This window comes from Allosphingosinicella sp. (assembly GCF_036403745.1).
Classification (GTDB): Bacteria; Pseudomonadota; Alphaproteobacteria; order Sphingomonadales; family Sphingomonadaceae; genus Allosphingosinicella.
Window position 1 is genome coordinate 49,101 of the sequence record NZ_DASWQI010000050.1, and the last position, 20,541, is coordinate 69,641.

The following is a 20,541-nucleotide window of genomic DNA, read 5'->3' on the forward strand; positions in this document are numbered from 1 at the left end:
CCTCCTCGTCGGGGAGGCGCGGATGCTGGGGGGAATGCAGGACTGGCCGCTGAGGATCATGCGGATCCTCGACCATGCCGAGCGCGAGCACGGCGGGCGGGAGATCGTCTCGCTCTGGGCGGATCACAGCCAGACGCGCACCGATTATGCCGGCATCGCCCGCGATGCGCGGCGGCTGGCGAATGCGCTCACCCGCCTCGGCATCGGCAAGGGCGATCGTGTGGCGACGCTGGCGATGAACCACAGCCGCCACATGGTCGCCTGGTACGGCGCGATCGGCGTCGGTGGCGTGATCCACACGATCAACCCGCGGCTGTTCGACGACCAACTCGCTTATATCGCCAACCACGCCGGCGACCGCGTGCTGTTCTACGACCGCGCCTTCGCCGCCACCGTTGAGCGGATGAAGCCGCACTGGACGACGATCGAGCATTACATCTGCTTCGACCCAGCGCCCGGCGAGGGCGGCTTCGAGGCGCTGATCGCGGGCGAGGCGGACGAGTTCACCTGGATCGAGGGCGACGAGCGCGAGCCGGCGATGCTCTGCTATACGAGCGGCACCACGGGCAACCCCAAGGGCGTGCTCTACGAGCACCGCTCCACCATGCTGCACGCGCTGACCGAGATCACGCCGGACGTGTTCGGCCTGTCCGCCCGCGCGGTCACGCTGCCGATCGTTCCGATGTTCCACGCGGGCGCCTGGGGCCTGCCTTTTTCGGCGCCGATGGCGGGCGCGAAGCTGATCTTCTCCGCCGATTACGCGCCCGAACTGATGTGCCGGCTGTTCCGCGAGGAGAAGGTGACGCACAGCGCCGGCGTGCCGACGGTCTGGCTGGCGATGATCGGCCATGTCGAGGCGACCGGCGCCGAGCTCGGCCCGCTGCGGCAGGTGACGATCGGCGGCTCGGCGGCGCCGCGGGCGATGATCGAGTGGTTCCACGCCCGCGGCATCGACGTCGGCCACGCCTGGGGGATGACCGAGATGTCGCCGATCGGCACCGTCGGTGCGCCGCCCTCCGGGTGGGACGATTATTCGCAAGAGGAGCGGCTCGCTTACGTGTGCCGGCAGGGGCGGGTGCCGTTCGGGGTGGAGCTGCGCATCGTCGGCGAGGAGGGGAATGTGCTTCCCCGCGACGGCGTGGCGTCTGGCCGCCTGCAGGCGCGCGGACCGTGGGTGGTGAAGCAATATTTCGAGGACGCGCGCGGCCCGGCTTGCGATTCGGACGGCTGGTTCGACACGGGCGACGTCGCCATCCTCCACCCCGACGGCGTGATGCAGATCACCGATCGGTCCAAGGATGTCATCAAGTCGGGCGGCGAATGGATCAGCTCGATAGATCTCGAGAATGCCGCGGTCGGCTGCCCCGGCGTTGCCGAGGCGGCTGCGGTGGGGGTGTTCCATCCGAAATGGGACGAACGGCCGCTGCTGCTCGTCGTCCGGCGCGAAGGGGCGGAGGTCACGGCCGAGGCGATCCTCGGCCACCTCGCCGGGCATGTCGCCAGATGGTGGCTTCCGGACGAGATCCTGTTCGTCGACAGCCTGCCGCATACCGCGACGGGCAAGCTGCTCAAGACCGCGCTGCGGGACGAATATCGCGACTATCGATTCGCAAGCCTCGTCGCATAGGGGCTATCGCCGCGTCGAGAACGATGCTATCTCGCGGCCACGTTTTGGGAGGGATTAATGAAGACTTTCAGCATGTTGCTCGTTCTTGCCGCCGGCTCGCTGGCCGCGCCCGCCTTCGCGCACGCCGACAAGGCCACGCCGGACGGCGCCGACAAGCCGAAGAAGGAGCGCAAGATCTGCCGCTCCGACACGAAGCCGGGCTCCCACATGGCGCGCACGGTGTGCAAGACGGCCAAGGAATGGAATGCCGCGGGCGAGGAGACCTTCGAGATCCCCGGCAATCGCGAGGCGAGCGGCAATGCGGTGAACATCGGCACGCCGAGGGGTTCCGGCCCGAAATAATCTCAGAAGAGGCTTAACTGCGGCCCCTGTGGCGGTCTGAAGAGGTCCGTCCGCAGAGGTTTCCTGCTGCCGTTGAGCCCGTGCTTTCGGACGGCGGCGTCGAAGCGGACGCGCATCAGCTGCGCCCAGGGGCCGAAGCCCTGCAGGCGGGTGAAGAAATTCGGATCGTTGTCCTTGCCGGCGCGCATCGACTGGATGATGTGCATCACCTTGCCGGCGCGGTCCGGGAAGTGTTCGTCGAGCCAGGCGCGGAACAGCGGCGCCACCTCGTGCGGCAGCCGCACCGGCAGGAAGAAGGTCTCCGTCGCCCCGGCCTCGGCGGCGGCCTCGACGATGTGCTCGAGCTCGTGGTCGGTGACGGCGGGAATGACCGGGGCGATGGCGACGCTCACCGGTACTCCCGCCGCGGCCAGAGCCTTCACCGCCGCCAGCCGCTTACGCGCCGCCGGCGCGCGCGGCTCCAGGGTACGGGAAACTTCCGGCGTCAGCGAGGTGATCGAGATCGCCACCGACGCCAGCCCCTCCGCCGCCATCGGCGCGATGATGTCGATGTCGCGCACCACGCGGTCCGACTTGGTGGTGATGGTGAACGGATGCTTCGTCTCCCGCAGCACTTCGAGCAGCGAGCGGGTGATCCGCCAGGTCGCCTCGATCGGCTGGTAAGGATCGGTGTTGGTCCCCATCGCGATCGGCCGCGGCGAATAGCCCGGCTTGGCCAGCTCGGCGCGCAGCAGCTTCGCCGCCTCGGGCTTGGCGAACAGCTTCGTCTCGAAGTCGAGACCCGGCGAGAGGTCGTGATAGGCGTGGGTGGGGCGCGCGAAGCAATAGATGCAGCCATGCTCGCAGCCGCGATAGGCGTTGATCGAGCGATCGAAGCCGATGTCGGGCGAGTTGTTGCGGGTGATGACGGTGCGCGGCGTCTCCACCGTGACGGTCGTGCGGAGCGGCGGCAACTCCCCGTCGACGTCGCCGCGCGCGTCCAGCCAATCCCCGTCCGCCTCGCGCACGGGCAGGTTGAAGCGCGTGGGCGTCCGGTTCTCGGGCGCGCCGCGGCCGGGGCGGACATCGGGGCGACTCACTCGGGCACCATGCCCGCACACTCAGAACAGATCAAGAACCTTGTGGCGTGCCCGTTTGCGCAACGGCTGGTGTCACCGCGGGAGGCGGGGCCGGCGGCACGTAGAGCTTCAGCACCGGCTCACCCTTCATCCGCACCGTCCGCGCCCCCGCCAGGCCCGGGAAGCGCGGCCACAGCCCCTGGACGAGCGCATCGCGGCTGCCGCCGTTGCGGCCCACTTCCTGTTCGTAGATCCAGTAATTGCGCAGCACGCTCGGCACGTAGCCGCGGGTTTCCCAATAAGGCAGCGACTCGATGTAGAGGAGCGGATCGCCCTTGTCGAAGCGGCGGGCGTTCCACTCCGCCACAGGTACCGGCCCTGCGTTGAAGGCGGCAATCACCTTCGGCAGCAGGCCGCCGGTGGCGCCGTTATCGCGCAAGGTCTCGATGAAGGTCTGGCCATATTCTAGGTTGGCGGTCGGATCGGAAAGCTGGGTGACCGAAAAGACTTCGCCGCGGCTGCGCGCGATGTCGCCGGCCGTGCCGGGGCGGACCTGCAGCAGCCCCTGCGCGCCGGCGGGGCTGATCGCGCGGCGGCGGAAGTTCGATTCCTGGAGGGCATGGGCGAAGAGCAAGGCGCTGTCGACGCGGAAGCCCCGGCTCGGCCGCCAGTCGGGCCGCGGATAGCGCGCGGCGATGTTGACGCTCGCCCCCTTGGGCGCGTTGTGCGCCAGCCAGAATTGCGTCGAAGGCAGGTTCAGGTCGGCGGCGAGGTGGAGGAGGGCGCTATGCTCTCCGGCGCCGCCGATCCGGCATTCGTGGCGGATGAAGAGGTCGGCAAGCTCGTCCTCCCCGAGCTGCGCGAAACCGATCGCGGCGCGCACGTTGGGGCGCGACCCGATCGCCCGCCACTCCGCGTCGCCATAATCGTGCAGGCCCTCGTAATTCGCGGTTCGGATGCCGAGGGCGGACGCGGCGAGGAGGCCGTAAAAGGTCTCCTTGTAGGCGGCGGCGCTCCGCAGATGCGGCTCGACCCGCTCCGGCCGCTGGCAGGCGGTCTCGGCGCGCGCCGCCCAATAATGCCCGGCGGCCGCAAGGTCGCTGTCGGACGTGCGCGCGGCGACCGTGTTGAACGCCTCCGCCGCCTCGCTACAGCGGCCCATGCGCCAGGCGGCGAGCGCCGACACCCAGGCCGACTGCACCGCCCATTCCCCGCTGCCGGCGCGGCCTTCCTCGGCAACCCGCCGTGCCGCCTCGTCATCCCCGACGATGTACCAGGACCAGGCGATGCGCTGGCGGAACTCGGTCTGCGCCTCCAGCGGGATCTCGGTCTGGCGCGCCCGGAAGGCAGCTTCGGCCTCGGCGGGGCGATTGGCGACGATCAGCGGCTGGACCTGGGCGTCGAGCGCGAACGCCGGCGCGTCGCGCAGCACGCTGCGTACCTTGTCGCGGCGCGGCTGGGCGCCCTGCCAGACGAGGTCCATCTGCTGCGGCAGCGGCGGCAGCCCGGTGGCGCCGCGCGTCATGGCGAGGCGGGCGAGTTGGTCCGCCTTCGGCATCTCCGGCGCCCGTCCGACCAAAGCCGTCAGCGGTTCGAGCTCGACCTTCGGCGAGCCCTTGGCGAGGTAGAGCTCGGCCCGCAGCGCGTTCGTGAGCGGCCCGTCGGGGAGTGCGTCGAGCTTCGCAGAGGCGCCGACCCAGTCACTCGCCCGGATGCCGTCGAGGATGGCGCGATAATCGGCCCGCTGCGTCTCGGTGAGGACCGTCGAAACAGTCGACCGAGGCGCGCCGGCCGCGGGTACCCCATCCAGAGCCAGCGCCGCCGCAGCGAGGAAATACCGAAGCTTCACGCATTCACCTCTTGCATGAGCAGCTGGAGATCGGCCCAGGCGTGCGCCTTCGCCGCCGGCTGGCCGAGGAGGAAGCCGGGGGGCAGGGTGACCAGCGCCTTGACCGGCCCGGCATGCGTATCGAGCTGGTGCCAGCGCCCCCGCGCCTGGACGAGCGGAAGGCCGAGCAGCGCCTTCGACGCCGCGTCGCCGAGGATGAGCAGCGCCTTCGGCATCACCAGCCCGGCATGGTGGCGGGCCAGCGCCGCGCATTGTTTCGCGCCCTCGCTGTTGAGGCGCCCGTCCGGCGAGCGCAGGCAGGACAAGGCGGCAAGGTAGATGCTCGCCCGGTCCCGGCCTAGGGCGGCGAGCATCCGGTCGAACAGCCGCCCCGCCTCGCCGGAGATGAGCACGCCCGCATTGCAATCCTCGCCGGTCGGCATGTCGGTGACGATCATCAGCCCGGCGGCGGGATCGCCCGCCGGGCAGACCCGCGCGGCGGACGGCGCGGCGAAGGGAAGCGTGTCGCTGCTCGCCAGCCACGCCTGGAACAGGTCGAGCTGCGGGGGCGGGCCGTCCTCCGACGCAACGGGCGCAACCGGCGCCGAGGCCGGGACGGCGGCCGGCGCCGCCTTCGCCGCCGGTTTCAGCCAGTTGCGCGGCGCTTCGTCGAGCGCGACGTCGACGCCGGCGTCGCTCCACCAGCCGATGAGGCTCGCCGCAGCCGCCCCGAAATCCTGTCCGTCCCGCTCCATCCCACCCCCTTTAGGAAGGGGAGCGGGCGGGCTGGTCAACCGCAAAATTGGCTTCTATCTGCCAAGGCGTTGGCCTGCTGCGACGGTGGGAGCGGGCCGGACGGCAGGAGCGAGTGAATGGCTGAGCGCGAGTCGATGCCCTACGACGTCGTGATCGTCGGCGCCGGCCCGGCCGGCCTCGCCGCCGCGATCCGCCTGAAGCAGCTCGCCGCCGAAGCGGGCCGCGAGCTCTCCGTCTGCATCCTCGAAAAGGGCTCCGAAGTCGGCGCCCACATCCTCTCCGGCGCCGTCATTGACCCGCGCGCGATGGACGAGCTCATCCCCAATTGGCGCGATCTCGACAGCCCGCTCACCGTGCCGGTCACCGAGAATCACCATTGGGTGCTTACCGCGAAGAAGAAATATTCGCTGCCGCACCTGCTGACACCGCCCTTCATGCACAACAAGGGCACCTACACCGTCAGCCTCGGCAACCTGTGCCGCTGGCTCGCCGGGCAGGCCGAGGCGCTCAGCGTCGAGATCTTCCCCGGCTTCGCCGCGGCGGAGGTCCTCTTCAACGAGGACGGCTCGGTGAAGGGCGTCGCGACCGGCGATATGGGCGTCGCCCGCGACGGCACCCACAAGCCCGATTACCAGCCCGGCATGGAACTGCACGGCCGCTACACCTTCTTCGCCGAAGGGGCCCGCGGGCACCTCACCAAGGAGCTGAAGCGGATCTTCGAACTCGACAAGGGAAGCGAGCCGCAGGTCTACGGCATCGGCCTCAAGGAGCTGTGGGACATACCGGCCGACAAGCACGAGCCCGGCCGCGTCATCCACACTCAGGGCTGGCCGCTGGACGATGCGTGGGGCGGCGGCTTCCTCTACCACCAGGCGAGCAACCAGGTCGCTTTGGGGTTCGTCGTCGCGCTCAACTACAAGAACCCGCATCTGTCGCCGTTCGAGGAATTTCAGCGCTGGAAGCAGCATCCGGCGATCCGCGCGATCTTGGAGGGCGGCCGCCGCGTCTCCTACGGCGCCCGCGCCATCAACGAGGGCGGCTACCAGGCCATCCCGACCCTCGCCTTTCCCGGCGGGGCGCTGATCGGCTGCTCGGCGGGCTTCGTAAACGTGCCGCGGATCAAGGGCAGCCACACGGCGATGAAGTCCGGCATGCTCGCCGCCGAAGCCGCCTTCGCCGCCATCGGCGCCGAGCGGAGCGGCGACACGCTCTCGGACTATGAGACGGCGCTCCACTCCAGCTGGGTCGCGGACGAGCTCAAGATGGTCCGCAACGTCGAGCCGATGGTGTCCAAGTTCGGGGCCGCGGCGGGCACTGTGCTCGCGGCGGTCGACATGTGGATGCGCTATCTGAAGATCGGCCTGCCGTTCACGATGCGCCACCACCCGGACAATGAGAGCCTGTACCGCAAGGATCTCGTCCCGCCGATCGACTATCCCAAGCCCGACGGGGTGATCAGCTTCGACCGCCTCTCCTCGGTGTTCATCTCGAACACCAACCATGAGGAGGACCAGCCGATCCACCTCACCCTCAAGGACCCGGCAATCCCGACCGAGGTGAACCTTCCGCAATTCGCGGGCCCCGAGCAGCGTTACTGCCCCGCCGGCGTCTACGAATTCGTCGAGGAGAACGGCCGCGAGCGGCTTCAGATCAACGCGCAGAATTGCGTCCACTGCAAGACGTGCGACATCAAAGACCCAACCCAGAACATCAACTGGGTCGTCCCCGAAGGCGGCGGAGGCCCCAATTACCCGAACATGTAGGTTTCTCGCGCTCGCTCTGGCCGGCGCCGCGCTCCCGTCCATGGCCCAAGCCAGCGTCGGCGACACCGGCGCGCTTGCCGCCTATGTCCGCGCCCGCGTCGCCGAAACCGGCGGCAGCCCGAGCGATGTCGCGCAGCGTTACGCAGCGGCCCTGACGCTGGCGGAGGGGAACGAGGTGGTCGCCGGCCGTGCCCTCGACCAGGCGATTGCCGCCGGCGACGAGGCGCTCGCGCTCCGTGCCGAGGCCGCTCTCGAGAAGACCGGGACGGTGCCCGTCGAAGGCCGGCTGCTGCGCTACCAGGACGCGCTCAAGGCTAGGCGCTGGGACAGTGCCAACGGCGCTGCCGATGCGCTGGCGAAGGATGACGTCTTCTCGTTCCTGCCGCCTCTGCTCCATGCCTGGACCGCGCAGGCTTCGGGCAAGGGCGATCCGTTCGCCTCCCTGACGGACCCGAAGCTCGCTCCCGCCGCGGCCTACGTCGCCGAGCAGCGCCCCTTGCTCCTCGCCGCCGCTGGGCGCCGCGCCGAAGCGGTCGAGGCGGTGAAGCAGGTCCCGGCCGTCGCCGATGGGCGAGCGGAGCGGCTGCGCATCGCAGTCGCCGCCTTGCTCGCGCGCCAGGGTGGCAAGGTCGAGGCGCTGCAGGTGCTGGAGGGCGGCTCGCCGGTGCTCAACGCGGCGCGGGCCGAGGTCGAGGCGGGGCGGAAGCTCGCCGCCGCCGATACGCCCGCCGCCGCCGGGGTCGCCACCCTGTTCCTCGCCATCTCCCGCGACCTCAACGCGCAGGAGGTGCGCGGCCCCGCGCTCGCCTTCGCCCGCCTCGCCACCTTCGTCGCGCCGCAGCCGAGCGATGCCTGGATGGCCAGTGCCGAACTCCTCGCGGCGCGCGGCGAGACCGAGGGGGCGATGGCCGCGCTCGACCATGTCGGCAGGGACGATCCCTTCGCTCGCGAGGCCGCCTCCCGCCGCCTCGCCCTCCTGCTCAAGGCAGGCCGCAAGGACGAGGCGCTCGCCGCGGCGCGCGCCGCCGCCGAACGATTGCCGAGGGATGTCGAGGCGTGGACCAGCCTCGCCGATCTCCAGACCCAGGCCGGTGCCTATCGCGAGGCCGCCGCAGCACTCGACAAGGCGGTGGCGCTGGCGGCGAGCGGCGACACCAATCGGCCGGAATGGGCGCTGCAGGTGATGCGCGGCAACGCCCTGGTACAGGCCGGAGACTGGCCGGCGGCGCGGGCGGCGCTGCAGCGTGCCAACACCTTGGCTCCCAACCAGCCGGTGGTGATGAACTTCCTCGGTTACTCGCAGCTCGAGCGGCGCGAGAATATGGGCGAGGCGACGCGGCTGATCGAGCAGGCGAGCGCGCTTCAGCCGGACGATTCCGCGATCACCGACAGCCTCGGCTGGGCCTATTATGTGCGGGGCGAGGTGCCGAAGGCGATTCCCCTCCTCGAAAAAGCGGCGCAGGGCCAGCCGGCCGACGCGGCGATCAACGAGCATCTCGGCGACGCTTATTACGCCGCGGGGCGCCGCTTCGACGCCCGCTACGCTTGGCGCGCCGCGCTCATCTACGCCGACGCCAAGGCTGCCCAGCGGCTCCGGGCGAAGATCGACACCGGCCTGTCGCCGGCGCTAACCGCCCCCTGATGGAGGAGATTGCAAGCGCCAAAATCAACCTCGCGCTGCACGTGCGGGGGCGGGAGGCGGACGGCTATCATCGCATCGAAACCCTCTTCGCCTTTTGCGAGGGCGGCGACCGGCTCCGCGGGGAGCCGGCGGAGACGCTGAGCCTGCGGGTCGAGGGGCCGTTCGCGGCAGGTCTGGCGGGGGAAGGGGACAATCTCGTCCTCCGCGCCGCGCGCCTCCTTGCCGAGCGCACCGGCGTGACGACCGGCGCCGCGCTGACGCTCGGAAAGAACCTGCCCGTCGCCGCGGGAATCGGCGGCGGTTCGTCCGATGCCGCCGCGGGGCTGCGCCTGCTCAACCGGCTATGGCGCCTCGGCCTCGCCGAAGCCGACCTGCTTCCCATCGCCGCCGAACTGGGCGCAGACGTCCCCGCCTGCCTCCTCTCCCGCACGACGCGGGGCGAGGGGAGGGGGGATGTCCTTACCGAAACCGACGTCCCCGGCCTCCGCGGCGCGCCGGTCCTGCTCGTGAACCCCGGCGTTGCAGTGTCGACCGCTGAAATCTTCCGCCGATGGAGCGGCACGGACGGCGGCCCGCTTCCGTCCGATCCCCGGCACGGACGCAACGACCTCGAAGCGCCGGCGCGAGAGGTGGCGCCGGTGATCGGCGCGGTGCTCGAAGCGCTTGCCGATGCCAGGCTGGCGCGGATGTCCGGATCGGGCGCCACCTGCTTCGCACTCTATGCCGACGCCGCCGAGCGCGACGGCGCCGCCGCCCGCATCGCCGCCGCGCACCCCGGCTGGTGGACCATGCTGTCCCGTTTTCGCTGACCCACCTGTCCCGTCCCGGCACGCCGCCGCGGCCGTTAACCACTGTAACCGGCTCGCCACCGTCATGGCACGCTCCTTGCTGCCGGATCGGCGACGGGTCGAAGCCTGCCGCGTCAAGCGCCGGCCGACATCCGCCTCATGGTCCCTTCATGCGCGAGAGCGGGGGAGGCGCCGTGGCGTAAAAGTTGGGGCCGGCCGTCGCTCGTGGACGGCCGGCCCTTTTTTCGCCATCACGCCCACCATGTTCGAACTGACCTTCGAGGGCGAAGTCGCGCGCCTGCGGCTGGCACGGCCGGAGTCGCGCAACGCCATCCCCCTCGCGGGTTGGCAGGACTTGGCGCGGCGGGTCGCCGAAGCCGGGGAGGGAGGCGCCCGGCTCCTCCTCATCTCCGGCGACGAGAAGGCGTTTTCCGCCGGCGCCGACATCACCGAGTTTCCCGCCCTGCCCGACGATCCCGCCGCCCGCACCGCCTTCCGCCGCGCGATGCGCGCGGGGATCGAGGCCGTCGCCGAGGCGCCGATGCCGACCGCGGCGCTGATCGAGGGGCCTTGCTACGGCGCCGCCGTCGCCCTCGTCATGGCCTGTGACCTGCGCGTCGCCGGCCCCCGCGCCGCCTTCGCCATCACGCCGGCCAAATTCGGCATTTCCTACCCGCAGGAGGACGTGCACCGCCTCGTCGCCTTTGTAGGGCAGGGGCAGGCCGCGCGCCTGCTCCTCACCGCCCGCACCATCGATGCGGCGGAGGCGGCACGGATCGGCCTCGTCGACATCCTCGCCGAGGACGTCGCCGCCGAAGCCGAGGCGGTGGCGGAGGCGATCGTCGCCGGCAGCGCCACCAGCCAGGCCGCGCTGCGCCGCGCCATCCGCCTCGCCGCAGCCGGTGTGCGCAGCGATGCGGAGCAGGACCGCCGGTTCGAGGCCCTGTTCGGTTCGGAGGAGCTGGCGGCGCGCCTGCCGCGGCGCTGACGCTTGCGCCTCGAAGGGGGATGGACCAGAAGTCGCGGGCATGAAGGCCCTCTTGCTCCTCCCGCTCCTCCTCCTCGCCGCCTGCGGGAGCGAAAAGCACACCAATAGCGGCGCCGGGAACCAAGCGTCCGATCAGCTCATCCCCGCCCCCGCAGCGTCTGCCGATGCGTCCGCCGACGCGCGCGACGACCGCATCGACTGCGCCATCGCCGGCGGCCCCTTCGCGCACGCCTGCACCGTCGAGCGCACCGCCGGCAAGGACGGCCTCACCCTCACCGTCCGCGCCCCGTCGGGCAGCTTCCGCCGCCTCGAAGTGACCGGCGACGGCCGCGGCGTCGCGGCTGCCGACGGCGCCGAGCCCGCGAAGGTCACCGTCATCGGCCCCGGTCGCATCGAAGTCGCGATCGGCGGCGATCGCTACCGGCTCCCCGCCACCGTCCGGCAATGAAGCCGATCCTGACGGCCGCCGCGATGCGCGTCGCCGAGGCGCGCGCCGTTGCCGCCGGCACCTCGGTCGAGACGCTGATGGACCGCGCCGGCACCGCCGCGGCCGAGGCGATCCGCCTTCATTCCGGACTCGGCGCCGTCCTCGTCCTCTGCGGCCCCGGCAACAATGGCGGCGACGGCTACGTCATCGCCCGGCGGCTGCGCGAAGCCGGTCTCTCCGTCCGCGTCGCCGCTTTGGGAGCGCCGAAGGAAGGCGCAGCGGCGCTGGCGCGGCAGGCGTGGGGCGATGCCACCGAAGAGCTCGCTTCCGCCGCCCCTGCGTCCGTGCTGGTGGACGCCTTGTTCGGCACCGGCCTCACCCGCGGCCTCGACGCCGTCGTCGCCGCGGACTTGAACCGCCTCGCCGCCGGTGCGCGGGTCAGGGTGGCGGTGGACCTGCCGAGCGGCGTCGCCACGGACGACGGAGCCTTGCTCTCGCCGGTGCCCGACTTCGACCTCACCATCACCTTCGCGACGCTCAAGCCCGCCCATCGCCTCCAGCCCGCCGCGCGACACATGGGCCGAGTCGTGGTCGCCGACATCGGCATCGAGGCGGAGAGCGACCTCACCGCCATCGGGCGGCCGCACCTCCCGGCGCCCGGCCCGGACGATTACAAATACAGCCGCGGCTATGCGGCGATATTGGCCGGCGAGATGCCGGGCGCCAGCGCTCTCGCCGCCTCGGCGGCGGCGCGCGGCGGGGCGGGCTACGTCCGCCTCATCGCCCACGCGCCCGTGCACGGCATCCCGCACGCCGTGGTCCAGGCCGAGGGAGAGGCGCGCGCGCTCCTCGCCGAGGAGCGCATCGATGCGCTGGCGGTCGGCCCCGGCCTTGGCCGCACGCCCCGCGCCGAAGCGCTGCTCGACCGGGGGCTGGCGGCCGGGCACCGTCTGGTGCTCGACGCCGACGCGCTCGTCCTGCTGGCCCGGCGTGGGCCCGACGCGCTTGCGACGCTGGAGCATCTGCCGATCCTCACTCCGCATGCAGGCGAGTTCGGCCGCCTCCATCCGGATGGCGCGGGCAGCAAGCTGGACCGCGCCCGTGACGCCGCGGCGGACTGGGGCGCGGTCATCGTCTTCAAGGGCGCCGACACTGTGGTCGCCGCTCCGGACGGCCGCGCCGCCATCGCCGCGCTCGCTCCCGCGTGGCTCGCCAGCGCCGGCACCGGCGACGTCCTCACCGGCGTCACCGCCGCCATGCGGGCTCGCGGCCTCGGCGCCTTCGAAGCCGCCTGCGCCGCCGTCTGGCTCCACGCTCGCGCCGCGGAGATCGTCGGCCCGGCCCTCATCGCCGACGATCTCCTCGCCGCGCTGCCGATCGCGCTCGCCGAATGCCTGTAGAGCCGATCCTCCGCCTCGCAGCCCGCGGCGACGGCGTCACCGCAAGCGGCCGCTACTTCCCGCTCACCGCGACCGGCGACAGCGTCGACGAGGCCGGCACGGTCACGCCCGGCGCGCACCGCCAAGTTCCGCCCTGCCGGCACTTCCCCGAATGCGGCGGCTGCCAGCTCCAGCAGGTCGACGACATTGCCTATGCGGACTATCTCGCCGGCCGCATCGCCCACGCCCTCGATGCGCAGGGCCTGAACGCACAGATTCGTCCGGCGCACATCTCGCCCCCCAACAGCCGCCGCCGCGCCGCGCTGAAGGCGGAGCGGCGGGGCAAGACGGTCCTCCTCGGCTTCAACGCCGAAGCGAGCCACCGCATCATCGACATGCGCGAATGCCATATCCTGAGGCCGGAGCTGTTCGCGCTCGTCGCACCGGTTCGCGCCCTGCTCGGCACCCTCCTCGGCCCGCGCGCCAACGGCGCGGTGTCGATGACGCTCGCCGACCAGGGCGTCGACCTGCTGCTCGACCGGATCGACGCCGACAGCCTCGAAGCCGCCGAGGCGCTCTCCGCCTTCGCCGCCGAGCACAGGCTCGCCCGCTTGGGCCTCGATGACGGCTACGGCCCCCAGACCCGCTGGGAGCCGGAGCCGGTGACGATCACGCTCGGCGGGGTTCCCGTACCCCTCCCTGCGGGTGCCTTCCTGCAGGCGACTCGGGAGGGAGAGGCGGCGCTGGTCGCCGCGGTCCGCGAGGCGGTGGGGGAGGCGCGGATCGTCGCCGACCTGTTCGCCGGCCTCGGCACCTTCGCGCTCGCGCTGGAAGGCCGGGTGCTCGCCGCCGAAGCCGCCCGCGACGCGGCGCTGGCGCTCAAGGCCGGCGTCAATGCCGCGCAGCGCCAAGTCTTCGTCGACCATCGCGACCTGTTCCGCCGCCCGCTCACCACGTCCGAGCTCAGCCGCTTCGAAGCCGTGGTGCTCGATCCGCCCCGCGCTGGCGCCAGGGAGCAGATCGCCCAGCTCGCCGCCGCCTCGACGCCGCGCATCGCCTATGTCTCGTGCAACCCCGCCACCTTCGCCCGCGACGCGAAGACGCTGGCGGACGGCGGCTACCGCCTGGACTGGGTGCAACCGGTCGGCCAGTTCCGCTGGTCGACCCACGTCGAGCTGGCGGGTGCCTTCAGCCGTGCAGGTGAAAGCCGATAAGCGCCATACCGGCGTGAAGCGTCAGCGCCGCCAGCACCACCGATCCGCCGATGAACAGCAGGAACCGCCAGCGAACCACGTTGCTCGTCGCCTGGACGAGGCTGTGGGCGACGCGGAAGGCGACATAGGCCCAGCCAAGCCACAGGTTGAAGCCGGCGCCGGCGTTGAGCAGCGCGAGGCTCAGCGCCACCGCGTAGAACAGGGTCGGCTGCTCCATCAGGTGATTGTAATTGTGCGCCTTCCACTGGACGTCGGGCTCCACGACCCCGTCCAGGTCGCCGCCCTTGCTGCCGACCCGCCCCTTGAGGCCGATCCCCTTGCGCCGCATCGCCGGGAAGCGGACGGCGTACATCCACACCATCATCACCAGCGACCAGGCGACGAGCGCCACCACCGGCGCGAGGATCGGGCTGTGCATTTCTTGTCCCCCTGTTTCACCGCGAGAGTGACGGTTCCGACCGGCCGAGTCAAAAGCCGGTCGCAGCGCGCGCATTTCTTGGCTAGCGTCGGCGCGGCCAGACCAGCTTGCCGGAGAAGAAGATGCGTGTTGCGTTCGCCGCCGTCGCAATCACCGCCGCCGCCGCCATCGCCGCCGTGACGGCTGCGCCCTCGATGGCGCAGAATGTGCCGATGCGCGCCTCCGGCCGCGTGCTCTCCGGGCTGTGCGACGCGAGCCGCGATGCGTGCGTCGCTTATGTGGTCGGCGCCGTCGACGCCTATGTCGCGACGCAATGGGTGAATGGTGGGCGGGTGCCCTTCTGCCTCCCCGCCGGCGCCACCAACGAGCAACTCACGCAGGCGTCGCTCCGTTCGATCCGCCAGCATCCGGAGCGGATCGACGCCAATGGGGCGACGCTCGTCGTGCTCGCGCTGAGGGACGCCTATCCCTGCCAGGCGGCCGCTCCGCCACAGCCGCAACCCCAGCCGCAACCCCAGCCGCAGCCGCAGCCGCGGGTCCGGCGCTGATCTTCCCTCAGCGAAACGCGGGCGGGGGCGTCGCATGACGGCGCCGACGCGCAGGCAGATCGCCGCCGTCGTCGCGGGCAATGCGCTCGAATTCTACGATTTCGTCACCTACAGCTTCTTCGCCGTCCAGATCGGCCGCACCCTCTTCCCCGGCGACCCTGAGCAATCGCTGATGCTCTCGCTCGGCACCTTCGGCATCGGCTTCCTCAGCCGGCCCTTGGGCGGGCTCCTCATCGGCCGCTATGCCGACCGCAAGGGCCGCAAGCCGGCGATGATCCTCTCGTTCGCGCTGATGGGCGTCGGCCTCGTCGGCATGGCGCTTACGCCGTCTTTCGCCGCCGCGGGAATGGCAGCGCCGGCGCTCGCCGTGCTCTTTCGCCTGATCCAGGGCTTCGCGCTGGGCGGGGAGGTCGGGCCGAACACCGCTTGGCTGCTCGAAGCCGCGCCGCCGGGCCGCCGCGGCCTGTTCGTCTCGCTCCACATGGCGACCGCCGACCTCGGCGTGCTCGCCGCCGGTCTCGTCGGCTTATTGCTGTCGTCGCTGCTGGCGCCGGCCCAGTTCGACGCCTGGGGCTGGCGCATCGCCTTCCTGCTCGGCGCCGCCATCGTCCCGTTCGGCCTCGCGCTGCGCCGCACACTCGACGAGACGCTGCCGCCCGCGAAGGAGGCGGTCGCGTCGGCCGATTTAGGCCCAGTCCTCGCCACGGCCGCCGCCGGCATGATCATCCTCGGCGCCGCGACCATCGCCAACTACACGCTCCAGTACATCAACACCTACGCGCAGACGACGCTGCACATGGCGGTGAACGTCGCCTTCGGCGCCACCCTTGTGCTGGGCGCCGTCAGCGTCGCGTGCGATCTCGCCGCCGGCTGGCTCGCGGACCGCTTCGGCCGCAAGCGCACCTTGCTCCTGCCGTGGCTGGCGCTGATCCTGCTCGCGGTCCCCGCCTATCTCTTCGTCAGCGCCGTCCGCACCCCCGCGGCCCTGTTCGCGACGACGGCTTTCCTCAGCCTCGTCCACATCGTGGGCTCGACGCCGGCCATGCTGCTGGTGCTGGAGGCGATCCCCGCCCGCGTCCGTGCGGGGGCCATGGGCCTCATCTACGCCTGCGCCATCTCGATCTTCGGCGGCACCGCCCAGCCGCTTATTCGGAAGATGATCGAATGGACGGGAAGCCCACTGGCGCCCGGCTGGTACATGACCATCGCCGTCGCTTGCGGGCTGGCAGCGACGTTCCTGATCCGGGAGTCCCCACGCGGCGCGCGGGGTGAACGCTAGCCGGCGTCCGCCTCGTCGCACTCGCTGCGGTGGCGCTTCAGCATCGTCTCGGACTGGGAGAGGAGTTCGCGGGTCTTTTCGATACTGGCGCGAAGCTCCTGCTGGCTGAGTTCGACTTCGCGGGTCTGACGCTCGCGGCGCCGGTGTCGATCTTCCGGTGTGGGCATGGGTCTTCTTAACACATGTCAGGATGCGGCGTTCCTAGCGGCGGCCATTCCCATTCGGCAAGCCCCAGCGGGCCTACTTGTGCAGCGAGCGGGTTAGCGCGGCGCGGCGAGCCGCTCTAGAAGGGGCGGATGGAGCCGAGCCTGACAGAGCTGATCGCTGCCGAACTGGCCGAGCCGGTCGATCCGAGGGTCGCCGCCATGGCCGCGGCGATCGCCGCTCTCTATCCAGGCGCAGCGCGGGCCGTCCTGTTCTACGGCTCCTGCCTGCGCGAGCGCCAGCTCGAGGGGCTGATGCTCGATTTCTACCTGATCGTCTCCAGCTACGAGGATGCCTATCGGAAGCGCTGGCTGCGGAGTGCCAACCGGCTGCTCCCTCCCAACGTCTTCCCGTTCGAGCATGAAGCCCTCACCGCGAAATATGCGGTGCTGAGCGAAGCGGATTTCGCCCGGGAGTGCAGCCCTGCGGCCACGAGCGTTTCGGTCTGGGCACGTTTCGCCCAGCCGTCGCGGCTCGTGTGGCAGGGTGACGACGCGGCGCGCGAGGCGGCCACCCGCGCCGTCGGCGAGGCGGCGCCGACCTTGCTCGAGGCGACCCGGCCCTTGATGCCGGCAGACCTGCGCGATGCCCCGCTGGACATCTTCAAGGCCGGTTTCGCGCTGACCTACGGCGCCGAGCTGCGGGCGGAGCGGCGGCAGCGGGCGAACAGCCTCGTCGACGATGCGCCCGAACGCTACCGGCGGATCGGAGAGGCGATCCTGCGCGAGCGGCCGGGGATCGGCGCCACGAATGCGCACGCGGCACGGCGGGCCTGGCGGGGGCGGCAGCGCAAGGGCAAGGCGCTGACGGTGCTCCGGCTCGTCAAGGCGAGCTTCACCTTCGCCGGCGGCATCGATTACCTCGCCTGGAAGATCAACCGCCACGCCGGCACCGCCATCGAAATCAAGCCATGGCAGCGCCGCTGGCCGCTCGTTGCCGGGCTTATTCTGCTGCCTCGACTGCTGAGGAAGAAAGCGATCCGCTAGCGCGGTGGGCGAGTGCCGCCGCGACGGCGTTGGCGAGGGCCGAGACGGTGAAGGGCTTCCTCAGGATGTCATGGCCGGCAAGCTCGTCGGCATCGCCCGTCTCGCCGACGTAGCCGGTGACGAAGAGGATGCCGATCCAGGGGTAGAGGACGGAGACCTGTCGGACGAGCTCGGGCCCGGTCATTTCGGGCATCATCACGTCGGTGATGACCAGTTCGATCGACGAATCGCGGGCGAGGATTTCGAGCGCTTCCCGGCCGCTGGCGCAGGGGAGGGGTCGGTGGCCGAGCTCCTCAAGCGCCGCGACGGTGGAGCGGCTGACGCGCGGATCGTCCTCCACCACGAGCACGGTGGCCGGGTCCGCCTCCGCGCCGGCGGCTTCGGCGCGGCTTGGTTCGGCCGCCGCCGCCGCCGCTTCGCTGCGGGGAAGGTAGATGGAGACGGTGGTGCCGCTGCCGACTTCGCTGGCGATGGCGACGTCGCCGCCCGATTGCCGGGCGAAGCCGAAGATCTGGCTGAGGCCGAGGCCGGTGCCCTTGCCCACCGGCTTGGTCGTGAAGAACGGCTCGAACACCCGCTCCATCACGTCGGAAGTCATGCCATGGCCGGTGTCGGTGACCGCGATGCGGACATAATCCCCCGCCGGCAGCTCCCCCACCGCATGCTCGCCGAGCGTCGCATTCTCGACCGCGATGACGATCTCGCCGTCGCCGTCGATCGCGTCGCGGGCGTTGACGGCGAGGTTGAGCAGGGCGTTTTCGAGCCCGTTCGTGTCCACCTTCACCGGCCAGGCATCCTCGGCGAAGCGGGTGTGGACGGCGATCCGCTCGCCGATCGCCCGGTCGACCAGGTCGAGCATCGACTGGAGCAGCACTGCCGGCTCCACTGCGACCGGCAGGAGCGGCTCGGCGCGGGCGAAGGCGAGCAGGCGGCGGGTGAGGGCGGCGGCGCGGCTGGCGCCCTCCAGCGCGCTGTCGAGGTGGAACTCGACTTCGCGGATCGGACCCCTCAGCTTGCGCCGGGCGAGGTCGAGCCCGCCGACGACCACCGCCAGCATGTTGTTGAAATCGTGGGCGATGCCGCCGGTCAGCTGGCCGACCGCCTCCATCTTCTGGACCTGGCGGAGCTGGGCTTCGGCCGCTTCCCGCTCGGCCGCCTCGGCCTTCAGCCGCTCATTGGCTTCGGTCAGCTCCTGCGTCCGTGCCCGGACCGCCGCATCGAGGCGATGGGCGCGGCCCGCCTCGCTGTCCGCCTCGCGCAGCGCCTCGATCCGCTCGCGCATCGCCCGCAACGCCAGGAAGCCGAGCACGACCGCGCCGAGGCCGATCAGGACGGCCAGCCAGCCGAACCAGATGGTGAGCTGGTCGGCGCGGTCGGAGGTGCGGCGCGTCGCCTCCATGCGGTCGCGAAGGTCGCTCCGCTCGCTCGCGGCGATGTCGTTGAGCTTGTCGCGCACCTGCTGGCCGGTCGGGTCGATCCCCGCCTGATAGTAAAGCGGGATGCCGCCGCTCCCCTTGCCCTGCGCGGCGGCGGCGGCGGCGGGGGAGAGCTGCTTGGCGCGCTGGGCGTAGAGCCCGCGCAGCGCATCGACCCGGGCGCGCTGCTCCGGGGTGTCGGCCACGAGCCGGCGCAGCTGCTCGATCTGCTGCCCGGCGAGCACCCATTCGTTGTAATAGATGGTGCCGGTGTCGGCCTTCTCGTCCATCACATAGCGGCTGAGCGCCGATTCCGCCCGGGCGATGGTGCCGTCGACGGTGCGGGTGAGCAGCATCACGTCGTAGCTGTGCCGCTCCGAGGCGAGGGCACGGTCGCGCGCGGTGTTGGAGGCACTGACCATCGTCAGCAAAGCGGCGAGCAGGACGGCGGCGAGCAGCGCCCCGGCGCTCGCCAGCGCTCCCCACCACGAACCGGAGGGGGCATTGCCGCTCAGGGCGCCCGTTTCCTCACCCGCCATGCGGGAGAATCTAGAGCAAGCTCAAGCAGCTGGGAAGAAGGTTCCTCACCCCGCGGCTCGCTTCGCCGCTCAGGGGAGGTAGCCCGTCGCCTTGCCGGCCGCCTCGAACATGCCGAGGATCTGCCCGACCTGCTCGCCGGTGTGCTCGGCGCAGAGCGAGCAGCGCAGCAGGTACATGCCCGCCGGAGTCGCGGGCGGCCGCGCCATGTTGACGTACACCCCCGCCTCCAGCAGCGCCTGCCACATGCGGACAGTCGTATCCTGGTCGGGCAGGAGCACGGCGATGATCGCCGACTGCGCCTCGGGCGTGGCGATGTCGAAGCCGAGGTCGCGCAGCCCCTGGTGCAGCCGCTTGCTGTTCTCCCACAGGTGCGCGCGCTTGTTGCCGGCATATTTGAGCTTGCGGATCGACGTCGCCGCCGTCGCCACCACCGAGGGCGGGAGCGACGCGGTGAAGACGTAGGGCCGGCAGACGAGGCGCAGCACCTCGAACTTGGGATGGTTGGAGACGATGAAGCCGCCGACCGTGCCGACCGACTTCGAGAAGGTGCCGACGACGAAATCGACCTGGTCCTCGACCCCGGCTTCCTCGAACACGCCGCGCCCGTTGGGGCCGAAGAAGCCCATGCCGTGGGCCTCGTCGACCACCACCATGGCGCCGGCTTCCTTGGCGACGCGCACCATGTCGGCGAGCGGCGCGATGTCGCCGAGCATCGAATAGACGCCTTCGAGCACCACCAGCCGTCCGCCCTCCGGCGGGAGGCGCCTCAGGCGCTTCTCGAGATCTTCGACGCTGTTATGCCGGAAGCGGACGATCTGGGCGTTACCCAGCGCGCAGCCATCGTAGATGGAGGCATGGCTGTCGGCGTCGAGGATGATGTAATCCTCCTTGCCGGCGATGGTCGACATGAGGCCGAGATTGGCCTGGTAGCCCGTCGAGAAGACCATCGCGTGGCGGGTCCCGTAGAAATCCTTCAGGGCCTCCTCGCATTCCTTGTGGCCCTGGTACGTGCCGTTCAAAACGCGGCTGCCGGTCGTGCCGGATCCATAGGCGTCGAGCGCGTCCTTGCCGGCCTGGATGACGTCCGGATCGAAGGTCATGCCCATATAATTGTAGGTGCCGAGCAGGATCGTCTCGTGCCCGTTGATGATCGCCTGCGTGGGCGAGAGCACCTGCTCCATCACCAGCCCGAACGGATCGCGCACGCCCGTATCGAGCAGCGCCTCGCGCTCGGCGATCAGCGCATCGAACTTGGAGAAGAGGTCGCCGCCCTGGGACGGCCCGACGCCGGTCTCGTCGGCGGGATCGTTGGGCGCGCGCGCGGCTTCAGTCATCGCAA

Annotated in this window: 19 protein-coding genes; 12 read left to right on the forward strand and 7 right to left on the reverse strand. The window is 70.9% G+C overall.

Features of this window, described 5'->3' with window-relative positions; genetic code table 11:
• Window positions 1-22 precede the first annotated feature (22 nt).
• Both VGC56_RS09595 and VGC56_RS09600 read left to right on the forward strand, forming a co-directional pair.
• On the forward strand, window positions 23-1,627 hold the full coding sequence (locus VGC56_RS09595; RefSeq protein WP_464124676.1) for a long-chain fatty acid--CoA ligase: 1,605 nt from the start codon (window positions 23-25) through the stop codon (window positions 1,625-1,627).
• A 57-nt stretch (window positions 1,628-1,684) separates the two neighbouring features.
• On the forward strand, window positions 1,685-1,969 hold the full coding sequence (locus VGC56_RS09600) for a hypothetical protein (RefSeq protein ID WP_464124677.1): 285 nt from the start codon (window positions 1,685-1,687) through the stop codon (window positions 1,967-1,969).
• A gap of 2 nt (window positions 1,970-1,971) precedes the next feature.
• Here VGC56_RS09600 and VGC56_RS09605 read toward each other — a convergent pair whose 3' ends face one another.
• Genes VGC56_RS09605 through VGC56_RS09615 form a run of 3 tightly spaced genes read right to left on the reverse strand, consistent with a single transcriptional unit; the run spans window position 1,972 to window position 5,610 of the window.
• Window positions 1,972-3,048, reverse strand: coding sequence for a PA0069 family radical SAM protein (locus VGC56_RS09605; protein ID WP_464124678.1), 1,077 nt, complete (start codon window positions 3,046-3,048; stop codon window positions 1,972-1,974).
• Between the two features lie 31 nt (window positions 3,049-3,079).
• Window positions 3,080-4,876: a lytic transglycosylase domain-containing protein gene (locus VGC56_RS09610; RefSeq protein WP_464124679.1), complete on the reverse strand. Its 1,797-nt coding sequence runs from the start codon at window positions 4,874-4,876 to the stop codon at window positions 3,080-3,082.
• Window positions 4,873-5,610: a uracil-DNA glycosylase gene (locus VGC56_RS09615; RefSeq protein WP_464124680.1), complete on the reverse strand. Its 738-nt coding sequence runs from the start codon at window positions 5,608-5,610 to the stop codon at window positions 4,873-4,875. Before VGC56_RS09615 ends, VGC56_RS09610 begins: the two co-directional genes overlap by 4 nt.
• 117 nt (window positions 5,611-5,727) lie before the next feature.
• On the opposite strand from VGC56_RS09615, the gene VGC56_RS09620 reads away from it, so the two are divergent.
• From VGC56_RS09620 to VGC56_RS09650, 7 genes are all read left to right on the forward strand, one after another.
• A complete protein-coding gene (locus tag VGC56_RS09620) occupies window positions 5,728-7,374 on the forward strand; it encodes an electron transfer flavoprotein-ubiquinone oxidoreductase (RefSeq protein WP_464124681.1) in 1,647 nt (548 codons plus the stop codon).
• A gap of 40 nt (window positions 7,375-7,414) precedes the next feature.
• Window positions 7,415-9,016: a tetratricopeptide repeat protein gene (locus VGC56_RS09625; protein WP_464124682.1), complete on the forward strand. Its 1,602-nt coding sequence runs from the start codon at window positions 7,415-7,417 to the stop codon at window positions 9,014-9,016.
• Window positions 9,016-9,825: a 4-(cytidine 5'-diphospho)-2-C-methyl-D-erythritol kinase gene (locus VGC56_RS09630; protein WP_464124683.1), complete on the forward strand. Its 810-nt coding sequence runs from the start codon at window positions 9,016-9,018 to the stop codon at window positions 9,823-9,825. The genes VGC56_RS09625 and VGC56_RS09630 overlap by 1 nt, the downstream gene beginning before the upstream one ends.
• A 241-nt stretch (window positions 9,826-10,066) precedes the next feature.
• Window positions 10,067-10,792, forward strand: a complete 726-nt coding sequence (locus tag VGC56_RS09635) for an enoyl-CoA hydratase/isomerase family protein (RefSeq protein WP_464124684.1) — start codon at window positions 10,067-10,069, stop codon at window positions 10,790-10,792.
• A gap of 40 nt (window positions 10,793-10,832) precedes the next feature.
• Window positions 10,833-11,240: a hypothetical protein gene (locus VGC56_RS09640; RefSeq protein WP_464124685.1), complete on the forward strand. Its 408-nt coding sequence runs from the start codon at window positions 10,833-10,835 to the stop codon at window positions 11,238-11,240.
• Window positions 11,237-12,619: an NAD(P)H-hydrate dehydratase gene (locus VGC56_RS09645; protein ID WP_464124686.1), complete on the forward strand. Its 1,383-nt coding sequence runs from the start codon at window positions 11,237-11,239 to the stop codon at window positions 12,617-12,619. Before VGC56_RS09640 ends, VGC56_RS09645 begins: the two co-directional genes overlap by 4 nt.
• The gene (locus tag VGC56_RS09650) at window positions 12,610-13,812 is read left to right on the forward strand and encodes a class I SAM-dependent RNA methyltransferase (RefSeq protein ID WP_464124687.1); all 1,203 of its coding nucleotides are present in this window, start codon (window positions 12,610-12,612) and stop codon (window positions 13,810-13,812) included. Before VGC56_RS09645 ends, VGC56_RS09650 begins: the two co-directional genes overlap by 10 nt.
• On the opposite strand, the gene VGC56_RS09655 is transcribed toward VGC56_RS09650, so the two are convergent.
• A complete protein-coding gene (locus tag VGC56_RS09655; RefSeq protein WP_464124688.1) occupies window positions 13,787-14,230 on the reverse strand; it encodes an MAPEG family protein in 444 nt (147 codons plus the stop codon). The genes VGC56_RS09650 and VGC56_RS09655 overlap by 26 nt on opposite strands.
• A gap of 122 nt (window positions 14,231-14,352) precedes the next feature.
• Between VGC56_RS09655 and VGC56_RS09660 the strand changes: the two genes are divergently transcribed.
• Both VGC56_RS09660 and VGC56_RS09665 read left to right on the forward strand, forming a co-directional pair.
• A complete protein-coding gene (locus VGC56_RS09660) occupies window positions 14,353-14,778 on the forward strand; it encodes a Rap1a/Tai family immunity protein (RefSeq protein ID WP_464124689.1) in 426 nt (141 codons plus the stop codon).
• Window positions 14,779-14,812: 34 nt separating this feature from the next.
• The gene (locus VGC56_RS09665) at window positions 14,813-16,057 is read left to right on the forward strand and encodes an MFS transporter (protein WP_464124690.1); all 1,245 of its coding nucleotides are present in this window, start codon (window positions 14,813-14,815) and stop codon (window positions 16,055-16,057) included.
• On the opposite strand, the gene VGC56_RS09670 is transcribed toward VGC56_RS09665, so the two are convergent.
• Window positions 16,054-16,224 (reverse strand): hypothetical protein, encoded by a 171-nt coding sequence (locus VGC56_RS09670; RefSeq protein ID WP_464124691.1) that lies wholly within the window; start codon window positions 16,222-16,224, stop codon window positions 16,054-16,056. The genes VGC56_RS09665 and VGC56_RS09670 overlap by 4 nt on opposite strands.
• Window positions 16,225-16,353: 129 nt before the next feature.
• Here VGC56_RS09670 and VGC56_RS09675 point away from each other — a divergent pair, with 129 nt between their 5' ends.
• Window positions 16,354-17,247: a hypothetical protein gene (locus VGC56_RS09675; RefSeq protein ID WP_464124692.1), complete on the forward strand. Its 894-nt coding sequence runs from the start codon at window positions 16,354-16,356 to the stop codon at window positions 17,245-17,247.
• Here the strand turns inward: VGC56_RS09675 and VGC56_RS09680 are convergent.
• Together VGC56_RS09680 and spt are read right to left on the reverse strand one after the other, a co-directional pair.
• The gene (locus VGC56_RS09680) at window positions 17,204-19,201 is read right to left on the reverse strand and encodes an ATP-binding protein (protein ID WP_464124693.1); all 1,998 of its coding nucleotides are present in this window, start codon (window positions 19,199-19,201) and stop codon (window positions 17,204-17,206) included. The genes VGC56_RS09675 and VGC56_RS09680 overlap by 44 nt on opposite strands.
• A gap of 69 nt (window positions 19,202-19,270) precedes the next feature.
• A complete protein-coding gene (gene spt, locus VGC56_RS09685; protein ID WP_464124694.1) occupies window positions 19,271-20,536 on the reverse strand; it encodes a serine palmitoyltransferase in 1,266 nt (421 codons plus the stop codon).
• Window positions 20,537-20,541: the final 5 nt, after the last annotated feature.

Bases quoted from the DNA above. Each gene is read 5' to 3' on its own strand.
- VGC56_RS09595 (WP_464124676.1), top strand. From the start codon at position 23: ATGCTGGGGGGAATGCAGGACTGGCCGCTGAGGATCATGCGGATCCTC.
- VGC56_RS09600 (WP_464124677.1), top strand. From the start codon at position 1,685: ATGAAGACTTTCAGCATGTTGCTCGTTCTTGCCGCCGGCTCGCTGGCC.
- VGC56_RS09615 (WP_464124680.1), bottom strand. From the start codon at position 5,610: ATGGAGCGGGACGGACAGGATTTCGGGGCGGCTGCGGCGAGCCTCATC.
- VGC56_RS09620 (WP_464124681.1), top strand. From the start codon at position 5,728: ATGGCTGAGCGCGAGTCGATGCCCTACGACGTCGTGATCGTCGGCGCC.
- VGC56_RS09625 (WP_464124682.1), top strand. From the start codon at position 7,415: ATGGCCCAAGCCAGCGTCGGCGACACCGGCGCGCTTGCCGCCTATGTC.
- VGC56_RS09630 (WP_464124683.1), top strand. From the start codon at position 9,016: ATGGAGGAGATTGCAAGCGCCAAAATCAACCTCGCGCTGCACGTGCGG.
- VGC56_RS09635 (WP_464124684.1), top strand. From the start codon at position 10,067: ATGTTCGAACTGACCTTCGAGGGCGAAGTCGCGCGCCTGCGGCTGGCA.
- VGC56_RS09640 (WP_464124685.1), top strand. From the start codon at position 10,833: ATGAAGGCCCTCTTGCTCCTCCCGCTCCTCCTCCTCGCCGCCTGCGGG.
- VGC56_RS09645 (WP_464124686.1), top strand. From the start codon at position 11,237: ATGAAGCCGATCCTGACGGCCGCCGCGATGCGCGTCGCCGAGGCGCGC.
- VGC56_RS09650 (WP_464124687.1), top strand. From the start codon at position 12,610: ATGCCTGTAGAGCCGATCCTCCGCCTCGCAGCCCGCGGCGACGGCGTC.
- VGC56_RS09655 (WP_464124688.1), bottom strand. From the start codon at position 14,230: ATGCACAGCCCGATCCTCGCGCCGGTGGTGGCGCTCGTCGCCTGGTCG.
- VGC56_RS09660 (WP_464124689.1), top strand. From the start codon at position 14,353: ATGCGTGTTGCGTTCGCCGCCGTCGCAATCACCGCCGCCGCCGCCATC.
- VGC56_RS09665 (WP_464124690.1), top strand. From the start codon at position 14,813: ATGACGGCGCCGACGCGCAGGCAGATCGCCGCCGTCGTCGCGGGCAAT.
- VGC56_RS09670 (WP_464124691.1), bottom strand. From the start codon at position 16,224: ATGCCCACACCGGAAGATCGACACCGGCGCCGCGAGCGTCAGACCCGC.
- VGC56_RS09675 (WP_464124692.1), top strand. From the start codon at position 16,354: ATGGAGCCGAGCCTGACAGAGCTGATCGCTGCCGAACTGGCCGAGCCG.
- VGC56_RS09680 (WP_464124693.1), bottom strand. From the start codon at position 19,201: ATGGCGGGTGAGGAAACGGGCGCCCTGAGCGGCAATGCCCCCTCCGGT.
- spt (WP_464124694.1), bottom strand. From the start codon at position 20,536: ATGACTGAAGCCGCGCGCGCGCCCAACGATCCCGCCGACGAGACCGGC.